The organism is Alphaproteobacteria bacterium PA2 (assembly GCA_002256425.1).
Taxonomy (GTDB): Bacteria; Pseudomonadota; Alphaproteobacteria; order Caulobacterales; family Caulobacteraceae; genus Phenylobacterium.
Map to the genome: position 1 here is coordinate 1,426,690 of NKIZ01000001.1, position 17,728 is coordinate 1,444,417.

21 protein-coding genes are annotated in these 17,728 nt (G+C 62.5%); 10 read left to right on the top strand and 11 right to left on the bottom strand.

Annotated elements, in window-relative coordinates:
- Window positions 1-190 precede the first annotated feature (190 nt).
- From CFE28_06885 to CFE28_06910, 6 genes are all read right to left on the bottom strand, one after another.
- Window positions 191-1,519, bottom strand: a complete 1,329-nt coding sequence (locus CFE28_06885; GenBank protein OYU69752.1) for a toxin HipA — start codon at window positions 1,517-1,519, stop codon at window positions 191-193.
- The gene (locus CFE28_06890; protein OYU69753.1) at window positions 1,519-1,770 is read right to left on the bottom strand and encodes a transcriptional regulator; all 252 of its coding nucleotides are present in this window, start codon (window positions 1,768-1,770) and stop codon (window positions 1,519-1,521) included. The genes CFE28_06885 and CFE28_06890 overlap by 1 nt, the downstream gene beginning before the upstream one ends.
- Window positions 1,771-2,548: 778 nt before the next feature.
- Entirely contained in the window at window positions 2,549-2,866 is a 318-nt protein-coding gene (locus CFE28_06895) for an XRE family transcriptional regulator (GenBank protein ID OYU69754.1), read from the bottom strand.
- 97 nt (window positions 2,867-2,963) lie between these two features.
- The gene (locus CFE28_06900) at window positions 2,964-3,290 is read right to left on the bottom strand and encodes a transcriptional regulator (GenBank protein OYU69755.1); all 327 of its coding nucleotides are present in this window, start codon (window positions 3,288-3,290) and stop codon (window positions 2,964-2,966) included.
- Window positions 3,265-3,657 carry an addiction module toxin RelE gene (locus CFE28_06905; GenBank protein OYU69756.1) on the bottom strand — a complete coding sequence of 131 codons (393 nt, stop codon included), beginning with the start codon at window positions 3,655-3,657 and terminating at the stop codon, window positions 3,265-3,267. Before CFE28_06905 ends, CFE28_06900 begins: the two co-directional genes overlap by 26 nt.
- Window positions 3,658-3,713: 56 nt before the next feature.
- Entirely contained in the window at window positions 3,714-4,775 is a 1,062-nt protein-coding gene (locus tag CFE28_06910) for an integrase (protein OYU69757.1), read from the bottom strand.
- A gap of 113 nt (window positions 4,776-4,888) precedes the next feature.
- Between CFE28_06910 and CFE28_06915 the strand changes: the two genes are divergently transcribed.
- A complete protein-coding gene (locus CFE28_06915; GenBank protein OYU69758.1) occupies window positions 4,889-5,884 on the top strand; it encodes a tRNA dihydrouridine(20/20a) synthase DusA in 996 nt (331 codons plus the stop codon).
- Here CFE28_06915 and CFE28_06920 read toward each other — a convergent pair.
- The 3 genes from CFE28_06920 to CFE28_06930 all read right to left on the bottom strand — a co-directional run bounded on the left by CFE28_06920 (window position 5,881) and on the right by CFE28_06930 (window position 7,165).
- Window positions 5,881-6,390: a TIGR02281 family clan AA aspartic protease gene (locus CFE28_06920; GenBank protein ID OYU71595.1), complete on the bottom strand. Its 510-nt coding sequence runs from the start codon at window positions 6,388-6,390 to the stop codon at window positions 5,881-5,883. The two genes, CFE28_06915 and CFE28_06920, sit on opposite strands and share 4 nt — an antisense overlap.
- Before the next feature lie 105 nt (window positions 6,391-6,495).
- Window positions 6,496-6,714, bottom strand: coding sequence for a DUF1289 domain-containing protein (locus CFE28_06925; protein ID OYU69759.1), 219 nt, complete (start codon window positions 6,712-6,714; stop codon window positions 6,496-6,498).
- Between the two features lie 7 nt (window positions 6,715-6,721).
- Window positions 6,722-7,165: a thioesterase gene (locus tag CFE28_06930; protein ID OYU69760.1), complete on the bottom strand. Its 444-nt coding sequence runs from the start codon at window positions 7,163-7,165 to the stop codon at window positions 6,722-6,724.
- Between the two features lie 110 nt (window positions 7,166-7,275).
- Here CFE28_06930 and CFE28_06935 point away from each other — a divergent pair, with 110 nt between their 5' ends.
- The 8 genes from CFE28_06935 (at window position 7,276) to CFE28_06970 (ending at window position 14,716) form a co-directional block, all read left to right on the top strand.
- Window positions 7,276-8,286, top strand: a complete 1,011-nt coding sequence (locus CFE28_06935; protein OYU71596.1) for an efflux transporter periplasmic adaptor subunit — start codon at window positions 7,276-7,278, stop codon at window positions 8,284-8,286.
- 22 nt (window positions 8,287-8,308) lie between these two features.
- Complete coding sequence (locus tag CFE28_06940; protein ID OYU69761.1) at window positions 8,309-8,992, top strand: ABC transporter ATP-binding protein; 684 nt, start codon at window positions 8,309-8,311, stop codon at window positions 8,990-8,992.
- On the top strand, window positions 8,989-10,158 hold the full coding sequence (locus CFE28_06945) for an ABC transporter permease (protein ID OYU69762.1): 1,170 nt from the start codon (window positions 8,989-8,991) through the stop codon (window positions 10,156-10,158). Before CFE28_06940 ends, CFE28_06945 begins: the two co-directional genes overlap by 4 nt.
- Before the next feature lie 11 nt (window positions 10,159-10,169).
- On the top strand, window positions 10,170-11,354 hold the full coding sequence (locus CFE28_06950; protein OYU69763.1) for a peptide ABC transporter permease: 1,185 nt from the start codon (window positions 10,170-10,172) through the stop codon (window positions 11,352-11,354).
- Window positions 11,354-11,593 (top strand): hypothetical protein, encoded by a 240-nt coding sequence (locus tag CFE28_06955; GenBank protein ID OYU69764.1) that lies wholly within the window; start codon window positions 11,354-11,356, stop codon window positions 11,591-11,593. Before CFE28_06950 ends, CFE28_06955 begins: the two co-directional genes overlap by 1 nt.
- Before the next feature lie 105 nt (window positions 11,594-11,698).
- Complete coding sequence (locus CFE28_06960) at window positions 11,699-12,901, top strand: pimeloyl-CoA dehydrogenase large subunit (protein ID OYU69765.1); 1,203 nt, start codon at window positions 11,699-11,701, stop codon at window positions 12,899-12,901.
- 76 nt (window positions 12,902-12,977) lie between these two features.
- Window positions 12,978-14,123 (top strand): pimeloyl-CoA dehydrogenase small subunit, encoded by a 1,146-nt coding sequence (locus CFE28_06965; GenBank protein ID OYU69766.1) that lies wholly within the window; start codon window positions 12,978-12,980, stop codon window positions 14,121-14,123.
- A gap of 5 nt (window positions 14,124-14,128) precedes the next feature.
- Window positions 14,129-14,716 (top strand): DUF3052 domain-containing protein, encoded by a 588-nt coding sequence (locus tag CFE28_06970; protein ID OYU69767.1) that lies wholly within the window; start codon window positions 14,129-14,131, stop codon window positions 14,714-14,716.
- Here CFE28_06970 and CFE28_06975 read toward each other — a convergent pair.
- Both CFE28_06975 and CFE28_06980 read right to left on the bottom strand, forming a co-directional pair.
- Entirely contained in the window at window positions 14,697-15,272 is a 576-nt protein-coding gene (locus CFE28_06975) for a gamma carbonic anhydrase family protein (GenBank protein ID OYU69768.1), read from the bottom strand. The two genes, CFE28_06970 and CFE28_06975, sit on opposite strands and share 20 nt — an antisense overlap.
- 8 nt (window positions 15,273-15,280) lie before the next feature.
- The gene (locus tag CFE28_06980) at window positions 15,281-16,675 is read right to left on the bottom strand and encodes an amidase (protein OYU69769.1); all 1,395 of its coding nucleotides are present in this window, start codon (window positions 16,673-16,675) and stop codon (window positions 15,281-15,283) included.
- 135 nt (window positions 16,676-16,810) lie between these two features.
- Here CFE28_06980 and CFE28_06985 point away from each other — a divergent pair, with 135 nt between their 5' ends.
- Window positions 16,811-17,698 carry an EamA family transporter gene (locus tag CFE28_06985; protein ID OYU69770.1) on the top strand — a complete coding sequence of 296 codons (888 nt, stop codon included), beginning with the start codon at window positions 16,811-16,813 and terminating at the stop codon, window positions 17,696-17,698.
- Window positions 17,699-17,728: the final 30 nt, after the last annotated feature.

Below are 17,728 nucleotides of genomic sequence, written 5' to 3' on the forward strand. Positions count from 1 at the left end.
GCCTCCGCCGGTGGTCCTTTCGGCTAGGTCATCGCCGGGCTTGATGGCGCTGCGCGTTCAGCGGAGTGTAAGGCCCATGTCACCGCCTGGCGCCAGCTCAGTTTGTTCTGAACTGGCGCTTTGAAGCGAGGCGGATATGTCCGTTCGGAACGGACATATCCGCTTATTGCCAAAGTGTTTGCTGGTCAGATCAGAGAGCGTCCCACGCCGTTTCGAGCTGTCGCAGACGGCCCGTCATCGCATTGACGACCGAGGTGTGGATGTCGGCATGGAAATCCTGAGGCATCAGGCTAAGGGCCCTTTCCGTCGCAGGCAGTGCGTCTTGGAAGACCTCATCCAGAACCTGTTTGATAATCGTTGAGCCCAAGCCTGCTTCCTTCGCCGTCTCGACAAAGTGCCGGCCGTGCACATCCTGGATTTCGTAGTGTCGGCTCGTGCCGACTGACATCGCCAGCTTGTACTTGTTGTGTGGAATGCGCTTGGCATCAAAGGCCGGTTGCGCGCTCAGGACGTCATAGAATGGCGTCAGTTCGAAGCGCCCTCCGGGCCGCAGGAAGACGCTGAAATTCTTACCGTGGCCGTCGGTCGCGCCGATGAGCCAGAAGATGATCTGACTTTTGAAGAAGGCCGCTTGGTCCGTGATCGGGTTATCGCTTTCCTTGAGTAGCGTCATGATGTCGACGGCGCTCGGCCCTTGCTGGTTTTGATATTTGCGGCTCGACGGGATCGAGAGCGCTTGGCAGCAATCTTCTTGTGGAAGACGCAGGATCTGGTCGTTGCTCCGCCAGCGACGATCGAAACGCTCGACGACAAGGACGCGGCGCGCTCCGAACCTTGCGATCTCGGTCTTCGCGATTGGCAACCGAAACCCTTCGAGAAGTTTCAGGCAATAGTGCTCGTTCTCGACGCTGTTCGAGAGATCGATCATGCCCCAGGGCGTCGGGATTTCTCCCAACTGCGGCTTAAGGATGTGCGTTGTCGGTGTGGCGCCGATGGGGCGTTTCCAGCGTCCGTCATGGAAGAGGAGCGCCGTCTTTTCCTGGGCGCCGGCGACTGAAATCCGGAACTCCTGTTCGGTGTCGATACCGAGCGGCGCGCTGGCGAGGTTGGCGAGGATCGCCTCGATCTCCTCGTCGCTGACAGGCTCGCCTGCAATCGGCTGGAGGGTGTTGACCGCCATACCGTCGGGCAGAAACTGCATCGCCCCAGCGCAGTCACGGCCGATCTGCTCCAGCAGGCTGTAGGAGTCTGTCCCCAGCGCGCCCGTTTTCTCCGCTACGAGGCGGCGGACCATCGGATTATCGGGCAGGAGGTTGTCGAAGACTGCGACCACCGGCTCGCCCCGGAAGGTGGCCTTCCGTGGTGGCAGAGATAGCGAAATCGGGAAATGGGGTGGCCAATCCAGCCAGCTCTGATCGTACTGAAACTCGATCGCCCCACCGGGTTCTTTCTCCAACCGTCCCACAAGACGATTGTTGATCAGGACCTTGAGCGGGGCATGGGTCTTGCGGCGGCCCATCAGAATATGTCCTCGATATCAGCCGAAGAGCTTTTCGTTCGGGGACCGATCGTCATCTCCAGATCGAGCGCGGCAAGGAGATCGCTGATCGACGAGATTTTTGCGCCGTTGTGACCGCTTTCGATTTTTGAGATGAGTTCCTGGCGCATGCCAGACCGCTCAGCCAGTTCAGTCTGACTCATTCCCTTCAGTTTCCTGAATTTTTGGATGAGGTTGCCGACCTGGCTCGGGGAGCGCGCAATCTGGGTCATGAGAATCTCCTTCTCACAATTATGCCCTAAATCGCATAAAATATCAATATGCGATTTAGGGCATAATAAGATGATATCCGATAAAGAGCATAAAGTCGGATTATGCGGTTTTTCGCATTAGCGGCTCGGTGTTGATTTTCACTGAGAACTGACCCGCCTGTGATGGTGGATTAGCTTGTTTTGATGGTCCAGATCGGCCGAAGAGGCCCTGAAATGACTGAAATTCAGCCCTCTGCGGACATCGTACAATTGGCCAGGAAATCGCAGAATTGGCGGGATCGGGGCCTAGAAAATTTCGATGGCAGGATAAAAGCCGCGAGGTGCGTCGGGGTGTTTGGGGCGAAAAGTTCAGTAAAATCAGCTGCCTAGAGTGAGGTATAGCAAGTGCTTTTGATGTGCGGTTTTCGGTAAGGGGTTGAATAGAAAGAAGGTTTTACACCTCGTGCCCTTTTAGAGAGAGCCTTAAACGCATGGTGGAACGAGGGCCGGGCTAGGGTCGGACCGTCAAGGGTGCGCGCCCTTGGCGCGCATCGCGGAGCGACGGCCAGGCCGCCCTTGACAGCCCGTCCCGACCCCGGCGGAGGCTGGCCATGCGCTTAAGGCTGACAGTGGCTTGGCCTATGATAGAGCCGATTTTCTGCCGGCCTCATTTGAGAGGAGTAGCCGCCTTTAGTGGGCGCTAGGCGATGGGGTTTGGCATCGCCTCAAGTCCTGGATAGCTAGTTTCTCAGAGGCCTTCCGGATGGGCCATGGACGCGGCATCGTCCTTACGCAAACCTCAAGCGTATCCGCCCTCGGCCAGGTGATCGACATAGTCGCGAACGGCGGCGGCGTTGCCTGACTTAACGAGCGCTTCAGCTGTACGACCGCCAAAGGCCGGAATGGGTTCCGCGCGATACCAGGCCATGGCTTGCGCAGCGCTCCCCGCCCAGCTTTCCACGAGGTAGATGATCTCCAGCATTTCCCGAATTCGGGTCTGCGCTTTGGGACCATTGCGGCGGCGAGTCTTCTGGAAGACTTCACGAGCGAGGCCGGCGGTGTCCGCCAATTGAGCTCTGGACATGGCGAAGGCTTCGGCCAGGTCATCAACCTTCATAGCGCCGGGTTCTTCCAGCAGGCTGATGATTGATATGCGGCGCGAGGGCAGGGCCTTTCTAGCCTCAGGACCACTGGCGGCTTGTGCTGACACATGGTCACGCAATTGCCTGCAGTCCTTTAGACTTCACCAGGCTCAGCAGTTTCAGCGATGGGCCGTCAGGTCGTTTTTCGCCGCGCTCCCATTTGCTGACTGCATCCTTGCGAACGTTCAGATAGCTGGCGAAGACGGGCTGGGAGACCTGCTCGCGTTCCCGTAGCGCCTTGATTTCCTCGGGCGCCATGGGCGTCACCGGCGTCAGGCACAGGGTGTCGAACTCGCGCATGGTCGCCTTGTCGATGACGCCGGCGCGATGCAGGCCGGCAGCGGTCTTGTGAACCGTCCCGAGTATGCCGCCTTCAGTCTTGCCCGCCGTCTTCGCCATCGATCCTAACCTCTTCAATCTCACCGGCGGCTTTCGCCGTCTCCAGGGCGCTCGGGTCGAGGGCCAGGAAGGTGGCCGCCAACACCTTCAGCGCCTTTAGTTCCCTGGGTGTGATGTTCGCCTTCTCGTTCTTGGCAAAGCCATGGACGAAGAAACTATGTCCACCGACTTTGAACAGGATGATCGTCCGAAAGCCGCCGGACTTGCCGCCACCATCCCGGGCGATCCTCTGCTTGAAAACGCCACCGCCGAGGTCGGCGTCCCATTGACCGGACGCCACAGCCTTGGCGACATCAAGCAGATCTGCACTTTTCAAATCCGCCTTGCGTGCGAACCTCGAAAACTCCTTGGTCTTGTAGACGCTCATCGCCTAATGAACCTCAAAGAGTGTAGCTCCAAGAGCTATGATTTTCAAGGTCGAGATCATGCCGCCCTCGACGCCGCGATGGCGTGCAGTGACTCTGGCTTCAGGTGCGTATAGCGCCGCAGCATCTTCCAGTCCTTGTGACCAGTCACGAGAGCTACTTGCTCAATCGCGAACCCCGCCTCGAACAGGCGGCTTGTGCCTTCGTGGCGTAGGTCGTGGAAGTGGAGATCCTTGATGGCCAGGTCCTTACAGGCTCGGGTGAAGGCCGTTCCCGCTGACTTGTGGTGATAGGGGAAGATCCGGTCATCCTCATTGGCCCGGATGGTGCGCTGTTCCTCGATCAGGGCCAGGGCGTCAAAGCCGGAGACGCTGAGCAGGGGGATGCGCTGATCATTGCCTCGCTTCTCGCGCGGGTCCTTACGGTCGCGGATGGTCAGCATCTTGGTGCGCTCATTCAGGTCGCTCCAGGTCACCCGGCAGATTTCTTCCTGACGCATGGCGGTGGCGACGGCGAACTGGATGATCCGACCCATGGGGATGATCTGACGGTCATTTCCCTCGAAGTGTGCGATAAGCTTGGCCAGCTCTTCGTCGGTCGGGCGCCGGTCACGCTCATTGCCCTTGCCCACAAGGCCAAGGCGCTTGAGGGCGATACGCGCCAGATCGATCGGCTCAACAGGTACCGAGACGCCGTGCACTGCCGCCGCGTGGGACAGGATGAGCTTGATCATCCCGATATCAATGCTGAGGGTCACCGGCCCAGCGCCCTGTTCGGCCCTGGCGCGGCCAAAGCGGATGATCCGCTCGCGGTCCAGCTCGATCATGTTCAGGCCGCCCAGCTGACGCTTGAGCATGGCCAGGGTTGCGTCCTTGGACCGACCCGGCGCGCGACCGACTTCCTTCATGTCTTCGATGTGCAGGTCGATCAGATCGCCAAAAGTTGTCAGCCTTGCCGCCCGCGCCCCCTTGGGCGCCTCGCCGCGATCAATTTGTCGCTCGGCGTTGAGCGCCCAGGACCGGGCGTCGTCCTTGCGCCGGAAGGTCTCACTGATATAGCGGCTCTTGCGTCGCACTATGGCTCGCCAGGACCCGGATGGAAGCTTCACGAAGGAGGCCAATTTTGTGTCCTCTATGTGTACAGTGAGACGGAGAAACGTAGCGAAAAGTAGCGTATTGGGTCGTAAAATCGGCGGCGAGGCGGCCGATCCAACGAATTGAAGTTAAATAAAAAATGCAGCAATTTCAAGTGCATAGATTGTCTATTGCACCCATGATGGACTGGACCGACCGGCATTGCCGGGCTTTTCACCGTGTCCTGAGCACGCGCACCCACCTTTATACCGAGATGGTCACCACAGGCGCCGTGCTGCATGGGGACCGGGAAAGGCTGCTGGGCTTTGATCCTTCAGAGCATACGGTGGCCCTGCAACTGGGTGGGTCCGATCCCGTGGACCTGGCCGCCGCCGCCCGGATCGGCGCGGACTATGGCTATGACGAAATCAATCTCAATGTCGGTTGTCCGTCAGACCGGGTGCAATCGGGGCGGTTCGGCGCCTGCCTGATGCGGGAGCCTCAGCTGGTGGCCGAATGCATGTCCGCCATGGGCGCCGCAGTCGATATTCCGGTGACCGTGAAGTGCCGGATCGGGGTGGATGACCAGGATCCGGAAGAGAGCCTTTTCACCCTGGTCGAGCACTGCGCAAGGGCTGGCGTGACGACCTTCATCGTCCACGCCCGCAAGGCCCTGCTCAAGGGGCTGTCTCCCAAGGAAAACCGGGACGTGCCGCCCCTGAACTATCCCCTGGTCTATCGGCTGAAGGCCGGGCGCCCGGACCTGACCATCGCCATCAACGGCGGCGTCGGGACGCTGGAAGACGCGGTCAGCCATCTGGACCATGTGGACGGCGTGATGATCGGTCGGGCGGCCTACCACACGCCAGGCATTCTGGGTGAAGCCGATCGGGTGATCTTCGGCGAGGGCGAAGCCTGTGACCCTTTCGAGGCGGTCGAGGCCTACAAGCCCTATCTCTCCAGGCAGTTGTCACAGGGCGTGCACCTTGCCCACATGACCCGTCACATGCTGGGGCTTTTCCATGGTCGACCGGGGGCCCGGACCTGGCGTCGCATTCTGACGGTGGAGAGCATAAGGCCCGGCGCCGGCCTGGAGGTCGTCGACCAGGCCCTTGCGGCGGTGCGTAGACCTGCCCTGACCGAAGCCCTGGCCTAGGGCCGCAGGATCAGCGAGGTCTTGGTGGCTTCGAACCGGGACAGGCGTCCCAGATAGGTCATGCCCAGCAGGGACGTATCCAGACCCTTGTCCAGCACCAGGGCGTCCACATCCGCCACATGGGCGCCCGCGACCGAGACACTGGCCAGCTTCACGGCGGCAGCGTGGGCCTCGCCATTGGCGGTCATGACCTTGTAGTTATAGTTCAGGTGGCCGGGGTCGAAGCCCAGACGCTGGGCGTCGGTGGTGGTGAGGGCGACCGTGCTGGCGCCGGTGTCCACCAGGAATTTCACGGCCGTGCCATTGACGCTGGCTTGGGCCCAGTAGTGCCCGTCAGCGGCCTTGGCGATGGAAGCGGCGCTGCCTTCGGACTCGGCGACCACCGGTTGAGGCTGAATGAGGGTCAGGGTTTCGGCATGGTTGGAGGGCGCAAAGGCCGCAACAGCCTGCGCCGCGCCGACCGCAGAGACGGCGCCCACCAATGACAGAACCGCAAGTCGCAACATGATCAAAACCCCGCCTTCCGGCGATTGACGGCCATTCTCGGCCCGATATCGCGATCAGACTAGGACAACGAGGTTTTCAAGGGATGAACGGCGAAACGTCCGCCGTCAGAACATGGCCAGTTTTTCCGGCCTTATCAGAGCCCGGCGCGATGGCAGTTCGAGCAGGATTTCATCCCTTTGCTCCGGCGAGAGTTTCGACCAGCCCGCCACTTCATTGAGCCGCCGGTAGCAGCCCATGCAGAGGCCGCTTTCCCCATCGACCACGCAGACCTTGATGCAGGGAGTCTTGATGGGGGCGGGTGGTCTGTCGGGGATCTGTGTCATCGTGGTCTCACGCACTCGGGATGGCGTAGGTGACGGTGGCCTGGGCGGCCGGGCGATCCGGGCTTTCGGTCCATATCCGAACATCGCACACGGCGATGCGGCGGCCCAGACGCAACATTTCAGCGCGCGCATGAATGTCACCGGGTTTGGCGCCGCGCAGGAAATTCATGGTCAGGGAACTGGTGACCGCCATCAGCTGTTCGCCGATGTGGGCGAGCACGAGGGTGTAAGCCGCCAGATCTGCAATCTCCATGAGATTGGGGCCGGAGATCACGCCGCCGGGGCGCAGGGTCCGGTCGCCCCCATAGGGGCGCACCACAAGCACCCACCCCGGGCCAACTTCCCGGGCCAGGGCCAGGCTCCTGGGGTCCGCCAGGGGGAAGGCCTTCATGAGCAGGTTGTTGACGCCGTCCCGGTCGAGTTGCGGGGGAGGGCCGGTCCTGGTTCCCATTGGCGATCACCCTGTTGCGAAGTCCATGTTTGGCCCCCATTGTAGGGTCGCCTGACGGGCTTGAATATCCCGACCGACGACGGGGCACGCGTCAGGCTTTGGGGCTGGTAATAGTGAGCGAAGACAAGTCAGAGCTCTTGAGGTCGTTGAGCATTGATCGCTCGCGTTCAGACGAGGATGAAGGCGGCGCAAAGTTCGGTCCGGTGGTGCTGGGCGCCCTGGCGGCCGGAAGCCTGCTGATCGGCGGCGCTGCGGGCTGGATCCTGAAGCCGACGCCCAAGGCCAAACCCGTCATTGTGGAGGCCGCGCAGAGCGGACCTGCGAGGGCGGTTGCGCCTGCCGGAGGCCTGACGGCTTCGGGTTATGTGGTGGCCCGCACCCGTGCGACCGTGGCGGCGGAAGTCACCGGCCGGGTCATTGAAGTGCGGGTCGAGGAGGGGCAGTCGGTTCAGGCTGGCCAGGTCCTGGCTGTGCTGGATGGCTCATTGGCCCGCGTCGATGCAGCGTCGACCCAGGCAAGGGCCGTTTCTGCCCAGGCCGCGCTCAATTCAGCCCAGGTCCAGTACGTTCAGGCCCAGAGGGATCTGGCCCGATACCAGACACTGGCCAAGACCGGCTATATCAGCGAGGCCAACCTTCAGGCCGCCATGCTGAAGGCCAAGGTGGCGGCGGCCCAGGAAGACCTTGCCCGTGCCCAGCTGGCGGCGGCCATTTCCGATTCGAACCGCACCCAGGTCCAGCTGAGCAGATATGAAATCCGGGCGCCCTTCACCGGCATGGTCATCGACAAGGCCGCCCAGCCCGGGGAAATCATTTCGCCCCTGTCTGCGGGGGGCGGGTTCACCCGGACCGGCATCTGCACCATTGTCGACATGGACAGCCTCGAAATCGAGGTCGACGTGAATGAGGCCTACATCGGTCGGGTTTCGCCTGGTCAGAAGGTCGAGGCCATTCTGGACGCCTATCCGGACTCGGTGCTTCCGGCCCACGTCATCGCCACCATTCCCACCGCCAGCCGCGACAAGGCGACAGTGCGGGTCCGGATCGCCTTTGAATCCAGGGATGTCCGCATCCTCCCGGAGATGGGCGTGAAGGTGACCTTCCTCGACAAGAAATCTTGAATCGGCCCTGCAGGATCCCCCGATGAGCGCCCTTATCCAACTGAACAACGTCGTAAAGAACTACAGGCGGGGCAAGGAAGGCATAGCCATCTTTGACGGCCTGACCATGGGAATCGAAGAGGGCGATTTCGTCGCCATCATGGGCCCGTCCGGCTCGGGCAAGACGACCCTTCTGAACCTCCTGGGCGGGACGGATCGTTGCGACGGCGGCGAGATCTGGTTCGATGGCGAGCGGATCGATGGCTATTCCGAAGGCCAGCTGGCGGCTTGGCGGGCGCGCAGCGTCGGCTTCATCTTCCAGTTCTACAATCTGATGCCTGTGCTCACCGCCGCCCAGAATGTTGAACTGCCCCTGATGCTCACCAAGCTGTCGCCCAAGAAGCGGCGGGACAATGTCGAGACGGCGCTGAAGATTGTCGAGCTGTCGGACCGCGCCAGGCACAAGCCCAAGGAACTGTCCGGCGGTCAGCAGCAGCGGGTGGCTATCGCCCGGGCCATTGTCTCCGACCCCAAGCTGATCCTGGCGGACGAACCGACCGGCGACCTCGATCGCGCCACGGCCAATGACATCCTGCGGACCCTGCAGCTGCTGAACAAGGAACTGGGCAAGACCATCGTCATGGTCACCCACGACCCCGAAGCTGCCCGTTTCGCCACCCGCACCCTGCATCTCGACAAGGGCCGCTTTGTCGAGGCGACGGCATGAACGACTTCGACCTCGTCCGGAAAAACCTGTTTCGCAAGCCGCTCAGGACCATCCTCCTGACGGTGTCGATCTTCATGGCCTTCCTGATCTTCGGCATGCTGACCAGCCTGAATGTGGCGCTTAATGCGGCGTCGGAGACCGGAACGTCTGGCAACCGGCTGATCGTGTCCAACAAGATCAACTTCACCCAGCCCCTGCCGATTTCCTATGTAAACCGGGTCGCCACCATCACCGGCGTCACCGGCGTCACCCACCAGAGCTGGTTCGGCGCCTATTTCCAGGACCAGAGGAAGAGCCGGTTTGTCGGTTTCTATGTGGACCCTGAGACCTATCTCGACCTCTACGGCAATGAAGTGAAACTGACCGAGGCCGAGAAGAAGGCCTTCCTGTCGGAGAGAACCGGCGTCCTGGTCGGGAAGTCTGTGGCTGAACAGTACGGCTGGAAGCTGGGCCAGACGGTTCCCATCAGCTCGAACATCTATGTAAAGCCGGATGGCAGCCGCACCTGGGACATGAAGATCACCGGGATATTCACGGGCGCCAAGCCGACGGATTCCACGTCGGCCATCTATTTCCATTATGACTATGTCAATGAAACCCGGACCTTCGGGCGCGACACCATCGGCAATATCTCGATCCGCACAGCCTCGCCGGACCTCAATGACGCCATAGCCAAGGCTGTGGACGCCATGTTCGCCAATTCATCGGCGGAGACGTCAACGGTGGACGAAAAGACCTTCGCGCGGGCCTTCCTCAAACAGGCCGGCGACCTGAACTTCATAGTCACCATGGTGGTGGCCGCCGCCTTCACCGCAATCCTGATGATTGTCAGCACGACCCTGGTCTCGGCCATGCGCGAGCGGACCAAGGAGATTGGCGTCATGAAGACCCTGGGCTTTTCCAGCCCGCGGGTCCTTCGGATGGTGCTGGGCGAGGCCCTGTTGCTGTCGACCATGGGCGCTGTCCTTGGGCTGGCGGTTTCCGCCTTCATCCTCAAGGGGCTGGCCAAGTCGCCTGTGGGAGACCAGTTGGGGGAACTGTCCATGTCGCCAATCGTGGCCGTTTCCGGCCTGTTGCTGGCCATTACGCTTGGTCTGGTGACCGGCGCCATCCCGGCGGTTTCGGCCCTGCGGATGAGCATTATCGACGCCCTGAACCGGCGCTAGGGAGACCAGAGATGAGCCTGCTTCGCCAGACCGGTTCCGTGATCGCCTTGAATGTGCGCTCCATTCCCCAGCGCCTGTGGATGTCCCTGGCGACTGTGGTGTCCGTCGCCCTGGTGGTGGCGGTTCTGCTGGGCTTCCTGTCCCTCGCTAACGGGTTCAACCAGACCTTGAAGGGGTCCGGCGCGCCAGATGTCGCCATTGTCCTGCGGGACGGGGCCGAGGCCGAGCTGAACAGCTCCATGTCCCGGGAACAGGCCGACCTTCTGGGGCAGGGGCCAGGCGTCAAGGCAGGACCTGACGGCAGTCCCCTTGTGTCTTCCGAGCTCATGCTGGTGGTGGATGGCATCAAGAAATCTTCGGGAACGAAGGCCAACATGCCCATGCGTGGCATTGGCCCTGACGGCCTGCTGGTCCGCAAACAGGCCAGGATCAAGGAGGGCCGGATGTTTACCCCCGGCTCCAATGAAATCGTCGTAGGGGCAGGACTGCTGCGGGAATTCGCGGGCTTCGAGATGGGCAAGTCCATCCGTTTCGGCACCCAGAACTGGAAGGTGGTCGGCGTCTTCGAGGCTCCGGGCACCGTCTTTGAATCCGAACTCTGGGCTGATGCACCGGTGGTGCAGAGCCTGTTCAACCGCGGCACATCCTTCCAGACAGCCCGGGTGGTCCTGACCAGTCCAGCTGCCATGCCGGCCTTTGTGAAGTATGTGAAGGACGAGCCGCGACTGCAGCTCAAGGCGCAGAGCGAACTCGATTTCTATGCCGCCCAGGCGGAGCGGTCGGGCCTGCTGATCAAGTATTTTGGCTGGCCCCTGGGTATCATCATGGCCATCGGCGCCCTGGCCGGCGCGCTGAACACCATGTACGCCTCGGTCTCCAGTCGCGCCGCCGAGATCGCCACCCTGCGGGTCATCGGCTTTTCCGGTTTTTCCGCCTTCATGGGCACCATGGTTGAAGCCCTGGTCCTTTCAGCTCTTGGCGCGCTGCTGGGCGTCGCGATCTGCGCGATCGGCTTCAACAACCTGTCGGCCTCCACCTTGGGCGCCGGCTTTACCCAGGTCGCCTTCCGTCTGCAGATCGGGCCCGACATCATCGGTCAGGCCGTAACCCTGGCCCTGGTGATCGGTCTGATCGGCGGCATCTTCCCGGGTTGGCGCGCTGCCCGGCAGAAGCCCCTGTTGGCCCTGGCCGCCTGATGGATCACCCGCCACCGCCTCAGCAGGGCAAGGCGGTGGTGGCCTGCAAGGTTCTGCCGTCGAACCGGCTGCGCAATTGTCGTGTGGTTTCAGAGACGCCCATGCACGCCAATGTCGGCAGCTTCGCCCTGCAACTTGTCAGGAATTTCCACGTCGAACCGGGAGATCCCCGGGTCAAGGACGGCAGGATCACCATTCGCCTCCAGTTCAAAATGCCCGAGCCTGGTGAAAAATCCTGAAATCCTTCCGTTGACGTAAACGTCATCTTCCCAAATCGAAGACGTTTCGCTATGGATGCGCCGCTTAATTTTACGCTGCAGGCGTACGCGTCAGGGAGCCCCGACATGAACCTCGACTTTTCTGCGGAAGATAATGCGTTCCGGCTCGAAGCCCGGACCTTCATTGCCGAAAACTATCCCAAGGCCCTGCGGGAGAAACAGGACCGCGGCGAAACCCTGAGCAAGGAGGACTATCTCTCCTGGCATCGCATCCTGGCCAAAAAGGGTTGGTCGACGCCGTCCTGGCCCAAGGAACTGGGTGGAACAGACTGGACCCCGACCCAGAAGTACATCTGGTCCGAGGAACAGGCCCTGGCCGACACCATCGGCATCCTGCCCTTCGGCGTCGCCATGCTGGCGCCGGTGCTCTACACCTTCGGCACGCCCGAGCAGAAGGCCAAGTTCCTGCCCGACATCCGGGACGGCAAGATCTGGTGGTGTCAGGGCTATTCCGAGCCGGGCGCCGGTTCCGACCTGGCCAGCCTGAAGACCAAGGCCGAGCGCTTCACTGCCGACGACGGCAAGGAATACTATCTGGTCAATGGCCAGAAGACCTGGACCACCCTTGGCCAGCACGCTGACTGGGGCTTCTTCCTGGTCCGCACCGATCCGGACTCCAAGCCGCAGTCGGGCATCAGCTTCCTGCTCATCGACATGAAGTCGCCGGGCATCGAGGTCCGCCGGATCACGACCCTGGAAGGCGGTCATGAGGTCAATGACGTCTTTCTGGACAATGTGAAGGTCCCGGTCGAGAACCGCATCTTCCACGAAAACCAGGGCTGGACCTGCGCCAAGGCCCTGCTGGCCCACGAGCGCTCCGGCATTGCCGGCGTGGCCCGTTCCAAGCGTGGCCTGGAACGCATCCGGGAAATGGCCTCCACGGAAATGTCCGATCTGGGCGGCGCCCTGCTGATGGATCCCTTCTTCCGTCGCAAGGTTGCTGAACTGGAGATCGACCTGACCGCGCTGGAATTCACCGAACTGCGCACCCTGGCCGGCGAAAGCAGCGGCAAGGGTCCGGGGACGGAAAGCTCGATCCTCAAGATCAAGGGCACCGAGATCCAGCAGCGTCTGACCGAACTGGCCCTGGAGGCTGCGGGCCATTACGGCGCGCCCTTCCTGGGTGAGACCGGCCACAATTCCGGGGTCGGTCCTCTGCACGCCCTGGATACGGCGGGCGACTATTTCAACACCCGCAAGACGTCGATCTATGGCGGGTCCAACGAGATCCAGCGCAACATCATCGCCAAGATGGTTCTGGGCCTCTAATACCAAGCCTAACGCCGAAACATCCCACGAAATGCCGCTCCGTCACTGACGGGGCGGCGCACGACCCGAGGAACCCATGGATTTCAGCTTCACCGACGAACAGTCCATGCTGCGCGATACGGTCGCCAGCTATCTGGCCGACAATTACAGCTTTGATCAGCGCCGCGCGGCCCTGAAAGCCGAACCGGGCTGGCGTCCGGACGTCTGGAAGGCCTTTGCAGACGAGCTGGGCATTCTGGGCGCTGCCTTCTCCGAAGAGCAGGGCGGCCTGGGCGGCGGCTACACCGAAAACATGGTGGTCATGGAAGAGCTGGGTAAGTCCCTGGTGGTCGAGCCCTACCTGCAGACCGTGGTCATCGGCGGCGGCTTCCTAAAGCACGGCAAGCCGGCGGGCGCCGATGAGCTGATCGGCAAGGTCATCGCCGGCGAGGCGATCATTTCCTTCGCCCACGCCGAACCCCAGGGCCGCTATAACTGGTCGGACCTGAAGACCACCGCCAAGAAGGACGGCTCTGGCTATGTCCTCAACGGCCACAAGGCCGTGGTCATCGGCGGCCCCTACGCCACCCACTTCATCGTCACCGCCCGCACCGGCGGCGGCCAGCGGGACGCCCAGGGCGTTTCGGTCTTCATCGTCGAGAAGTCGGCCAAGGGCGTGACCACCCGCGACTATCCCACGGTTGATGGTTTCCGCGCCGCGGAAGTCTATCTCGAGAACGTGTCCGTCGGCGGCGAAGCCCTGGTGGGTCCGGAAGGTCAGTCCCTGCCCCTGGTGGAACAGGTGATCGACGAAGCCGTCGCCGCCACCTGCGCCGAAGCCTGCGGCGTCCTGCGTCGCCTGCACGAGGGTACGCTGGAATACACCAAGCAGCGCAAGCAGTTCGGCCAGCCGATCTCGTCCTTCCAGGTCCTGCAGCACCGGATGGTCGACATGTTCATCCAGCTGGAGCAGTCGGTTTCCATGACCTACATGGCGACCATCAAGCTGACCGACCCCGCCGAAGATCGCGCCAAGGCCGTCGCGGCGGCGAAGGTGCAGATCGGCAAGGCCTGCAAGTTTGTCGGCCAGAACGCCATCCAGCTGCATGGCGGCATGGGCATGACCGACGAAATGGCCATCGGCCACTATTTCAAGCGCGCCACCATGATCGAAGGCGCCTTCGGCTCCACCGACCATCACCTGGCCCGTTACGAAGCCCTGTCCCTGGGCAAGGTCGCATAAGGGGAATGGGCAAGGAGGCCGAGGTTCCAGCTGTCTTTCCGGACGGCGAAGACCTTGGCCGCCTCCAGCTTGAGGGTGCGCGTCTCATCTTCCGAGGCGCTGCCCGTAGGGTCTACGACGGCGAAGCCCTGCTCGGCGTCTCGGCTATGGGCGGTGACCTTATCCTCCCGGACGGCGCCCGCTTTCGCCTGGGCGAAAAGCAGGCCTCCGCCTGGGCTGACGCCATCCTCAATCCAAAGACCAGACTGGACAAGCTGGGCGTAAAGCCGGGCATGGCGGTGGCCATCCGGAATGTGGATGATGACGCTCTGGTCGACGAACTCACCGCCCGGGGTGTGACACTTGTCGACACCCGTTTCGACATCCTCTTCTACGGCGCCGACACCGTGGCCGAGGTGCAGGGCCTGGCAGGCCTGATGGAGGTCATGGCCCCCAAGGCTGCGGTCTGGATTGTTTCGCGCAAGGGCAAGGCCGCCACCATCAAGGATGTGGAGGTCATGACCGCCGCCAAGGCCCTGGGGCTTGTGGACAGCAGGGTGGTGGGCTTCTCACCCACCCTGACCGCCCTGAGGTTTACGAAGCGCCGGCCATGAGCCGGGCCCGCTCGGCCGCCATTTCCGTCCGGAACTCCACCTTGGACCAGACCCGGTAGTCGCCGACGGCGTAACCCTGTGCGTTCTTCAGATAGAGGAAGGCGTTCAGCCGGTTGGCGATCGTGTTGTCCCGGGTCTTGGTCACAGCACCGGGCGCACCCATGACGATGGAATGGGGCGGAATGATCGTACCTTCCTTCAGAAAGGCGCCGCCGGCGACAATGCTGCCTTCGCCGATCTGGCAGCCATCCATGATGGTGGCGCCGATGCCGATGAGGCAGGCGTCGCCGATGGTGCAGCCGTGCAGGGTGACGTGGTGGGTGATGGAGCAGTCAGCCCCGACAAAGGTTCCTGTGCCCGAGCCTACGTGGATCATGACAAAATCCTGGATGTTGGCCCGGGGGCCAATCACCACCCGGTCGCTTTCCGCCCGGACCACCACATTGCACCAGACCGAGGCGTCGGCGGCGATCTCCACATCGCCGAAGATCCGGGCTGAGGGGTCGATATAGGCTGCGCCGAGATTGCGGACATCGGGGCCAAGAAAGGGCGTCATGGGTTTTCCTAACGGGGGTCGATGGGCGTTGTGACAGGTTGGTGGGCCTCGATGATCTCACCGGCGGCAAGACAGAGGTCCTCCCGGTATCGTGCGGAGATGATCTGGACGCCGAGGGGCTGACCTTCATGCTCGCCAAGGGGAACTGACAGGCCGGGCAGCCCAAGGACAGGGCACATGAACTGAAGCCTGATCCCTTCCAGGGTTCGCAGGACACCCTCGCGACCTTCCGTGTCCAGTTCAGCAGGCAGGCTGGGCTCGGGGCAGTTCGGCGCAATAATGACGGGATAGGTCTCGAAGAACTGGTTCCAGGCCGTGAGCAGCTGGTCGCGTCGTGCAAAGGCGCTGAGGAAGGTCGGCATGTCGGCCAGGCCTTTTTCAGCGATCCAGTGGGTGAAGAAACCGGTCAGGGCAGGATCACCGACCTGCTCGAGAATGGGGACCAGACTGATGCCGAAGTGGGGCAGGCCCATGGGCTCCCACAGGTCGGCGACCTCGCGGAGGTTTGGCGGTTCGACCTCGACGATCTCATAGCCTGCGGCTGCAAGACGACGCCCCGCCTCCCGCACGGCGTCAGCAACAGCGGGGTGAACCGAAAATCCCGCAGGAGACGCAACCAGTGCGGCGCGACGCGGCGCAGGCGGTCCGACCAGGGGCGCAGGGGTCCAGACCTGATCCCTGGGATCGCCAGGCGACATGGCCGCCAGGGCGAGGCGCGCGTCACGGACGCTTCGCGACAGCGGCCCCGCCACAGCCATCATCTGGCTGGCGAGATTTCGGCCATTGCGGGCCGTCGGGTTGAAGGACGGAATGCGGCCCGGGGAGGTCCGCAGACCCACCACCCCGTTGCAGTAGGCCGGCCAGCGGATGGATCCGCCAATGTCAGAGCCGTGGGCGATGGCGCCAATTCCAGCCGCAAGGGAGGCGGCCGCGCCACCGCTGGACCCGCCGCAGGTCACATCACGGTTCCATGGATTAAAGGTCTGGCCATGCAGGGTGCTGCTGGTCATGGCCCGCATGGAAAAGGCCGGCGCTGCGGTGCGTCCGACAAGGATCGCCCCGGCGCGGCGCAGATTGGCGACCACTGGCGCATCCTCCCGGGCGACCAGGTTCCTGAACATGACGACGCCATTGTCGGTGGCGCACCCCTTCTGGTCAGCGACAATCTTGATGGTTGCGGGAACCCCGTGCAGGGGCCCCAGGACCTCGCCACGGGCCTGGGCTTCATCCGCCGCCGCCGCCATGCTCAGGGCTTCATCCGCCAGGACGTGAACCACGGCGTTGAGGCGGGGATTCACCGCATCCAGCCGGGCAAGGCAGGACTGGACCGCTTCACGTGCCGAAACACGACCGGCGCGGATCAGCGCCGCAAGGTCCGTCGCATCAAGTCGCCAGAGTTCCATGTCCGCTCCGTTTTTGACTTTAGGGGGGAAGAATGCCGCCTCCGGCCTTGCAGCGGCAAGGCTTGAAGCGCGCCTCCAGAATGAAAGTGGCGATTTGAGTTGCTCCCCCGGGGCGAACGGGGCTTAAGCCACCCCATGTCCGTTCGCGACTTCCTGCTGCTGGCCTTTGTCTGCCTTGCCTGGGCGGCCAACAATGTCGTGTCGAAGTATGTGGTCACCCATCTGGGTGCACCGCCCATGTTCTATGCGGCCATGCGGTTCGCCGTGGTCTCGATCGCGGTCTTTCCCTGGCTGCGGAACATGCCGCGCCCGCGATGGAAAATGGTCATGGTCGGCCTGATGATGGGCGGCGGAACCTTTTCCCTGGTCTTCATCGCCCTGAAAACCTCCAGTCCTTCTGCTGTCGCCATTGTCAGTCAGATGGGCGTGCCCCTGACGACGGTCCTGTCCTATTTCATGCTGGGCGAGCGCCTGACCCGGAGGCGGATAGTTGGCGTCGCCCTGACCCTGGCGGGCGTCCTTCTGGTCATGTGGGATCCGGGCGGGTTCAGGCTTTCTCCCGGGCTCATGCTGGTCGTCGCCGCATCGGTCCTTGGATCGCTGGGGGCTGTCATGATGAAGCAGATGGAAGGGGTCAAACCCCTCCAGTTCCAGGCCTGGGTGGGGGTGTCGTCCCTGGCCCCGACCCTGGCCTTTTCCCTGCTGTTCGAGCCGAACCAGGTGCAATTGGCCGTGGAGGCCGGCTGGCAGTTCTGGGCCGCCGCCCTCTTCTCAGGGCTGTTCGTCTCGGTTGTGGCTCATACCCTCTATTACGGCCTGATCCAGAGGTACGAGGCGACGCTGATTTCGCCCCTGACCCTGATGACGCCCCTGGCGACCATTGCCCTGGGCGTGGTGTTCACCCACGACGCCTTCGGGTTCCGGATGGCCCTCGGCACAGCCCTGGCCCTGGCCGGCGTGCTGGTCATCGCCCTGCGCTGGAACCAGGTCATGGCTGTACTGTCGAGAAGCCGCGCCGCCTAGCCCTTGGCGGGAACACGCTCTAGGCTCGCG

What these genes read in the sequence shown, in the direction of transcription:
- CFE28_06885 (OYU69752.1), bottom strand. Translation starts at nt 1,519, where the DNA reads ATGGGCCGCCGCAAGACCCATGCCCCGCTCAAGGTCCTGATCAACAAT.
- CFE28_06890 (OYU69753.1), bottom strand. Translation starts at nt 1,770, where the DNA reads ATGACCCAGATTGCGCGCTCCCCGAGCCAGGTCGGCAACCTCATCCAA.
- CFE28_06895 (OYU69754.1), bottom strand. Translation starts at nt 2,866, where the DNA reads ATGAAGGTTGATGACCTGGCCGAAGCCTTCGCCATGTCCAGAGCTCAA.
- CFE28_06900 (OYU69755.1), bottom strand. Translation starts at nt 3,290, where the DNA reads ATGGCGAAGACGGCGGGCAAGACTGAAGGCGGCATACTCGGGACGGTT.
- CFE28_06905 (OYU69756.1), bottom strand. Translation starts at nt 3,657, where the DNA reads ATGAGCGTCTACAAGACCAAGGAGTTTTCGAGGTTCGCACGCAAGGCG.
- CFE28_06915 (OYU69758.1), top strand. Translation starts at nt 4,889, where the DNA reads ATGCAGCAATTTCAAGTGCATAGATTGTCTATTGCACCCATGATGGAC.
- CFE28_06920 (OYU71595.1), bottom strand. Translation starts at nt 6,390, where the DNA reads ATGTTGCGACTTGCGGTTCTGTCATTGGTGGGCGCCGTCTCTGCGGTC.
- CFE28_06925 (OYU69759.1), bottom strand. Translation starts at nt 6,714, where the DNA reads ATGACACAGATCCCCGACAGACCACCCGCCCCCATCAAGACTCCCTGC.
- CFE28_06930 (OYU69760.1), bottom strand. Translation starts at nt 7,165, where the DNA reads ATGGGAACCAGGACCGGCCCTCCCCCGCAACTCGACCGGGACGGCGTC.
- CFE28_06940 (OYU69761.1), top strand. Translation starts at nt 8,309, where the DNA reads ATGAGCGCCCTTATCCAACTGAACAACGTCGTAAAGAACTACAGGCGG.
- CFE28_06945 (OYU69762.1), top strand. Translation starts at nt 8,989, where the DNA reads ATGAACGACTTCGACCTCGTCCGGAAAAACCTGTTTCGCAAGCCGCTC.
- CFE28_06950 (OYU69763.1), top strand. Translation starts at nt 10,170, where the DNA reads ATGAGCCTGCTTCGCCAGACCGGTTCCGTGATCGCCTTGAATGTGCGC.
- CFE28_06955 (OYU69764.1), top strand. Translation starts at nt 11,354, where the DNA reads ATGGATCACCCGCCACCGCCTCAGCAGGGCAAGGCGGTGGTGGCCTGC.
- CFE28_06960 (OYU69765.1), top strand. Translation starts at nt 11,699, where the DNA reads ATGAACCTCGACTTTTCTGCGGAAGATAATGCGTTCCGGCTCGAAGCC.
- CFE28_06965 (OYU69766.1), top strand. Translation starts at nt 12,978, where the DNA reads ATGGATTTCAGCTTCACCGACGAACAGTCCATGCTGCGCGATACGGTC.
- CFE28_06970 (OYU69767.1), top strand. Translation starts at nt 14,129, where the DNA reads ATGGGCAAGGAGGCCGAGGTTCCAGCTGTCTTTCCGGACGGCGAAGAC.
- CFE28_06975 (OYU69768.1), bottom strand. Translation starts at nt 15,272, where the DNA reads ATGACGCCCTTTCTTGGCCCCGATGTCCGCAATCTCGGCGCAGCCTAT.
- CFE28_06980 (OYU69769.1), bottom strand. Translation starts at nt 16,675, where the DNA reads ATGGAACTCTGGCGACTTGATGCGACGGACCTTGCGGCGCTGATCCGC.
- CFE28_06985 (OYU69770.1), top strand. Translation starts at nt 16,811, where the DNA reads ATGTCCGTTCGCGACTTCCTGCTGCTGGCCTTTGTCTGCCTTGCCTGG.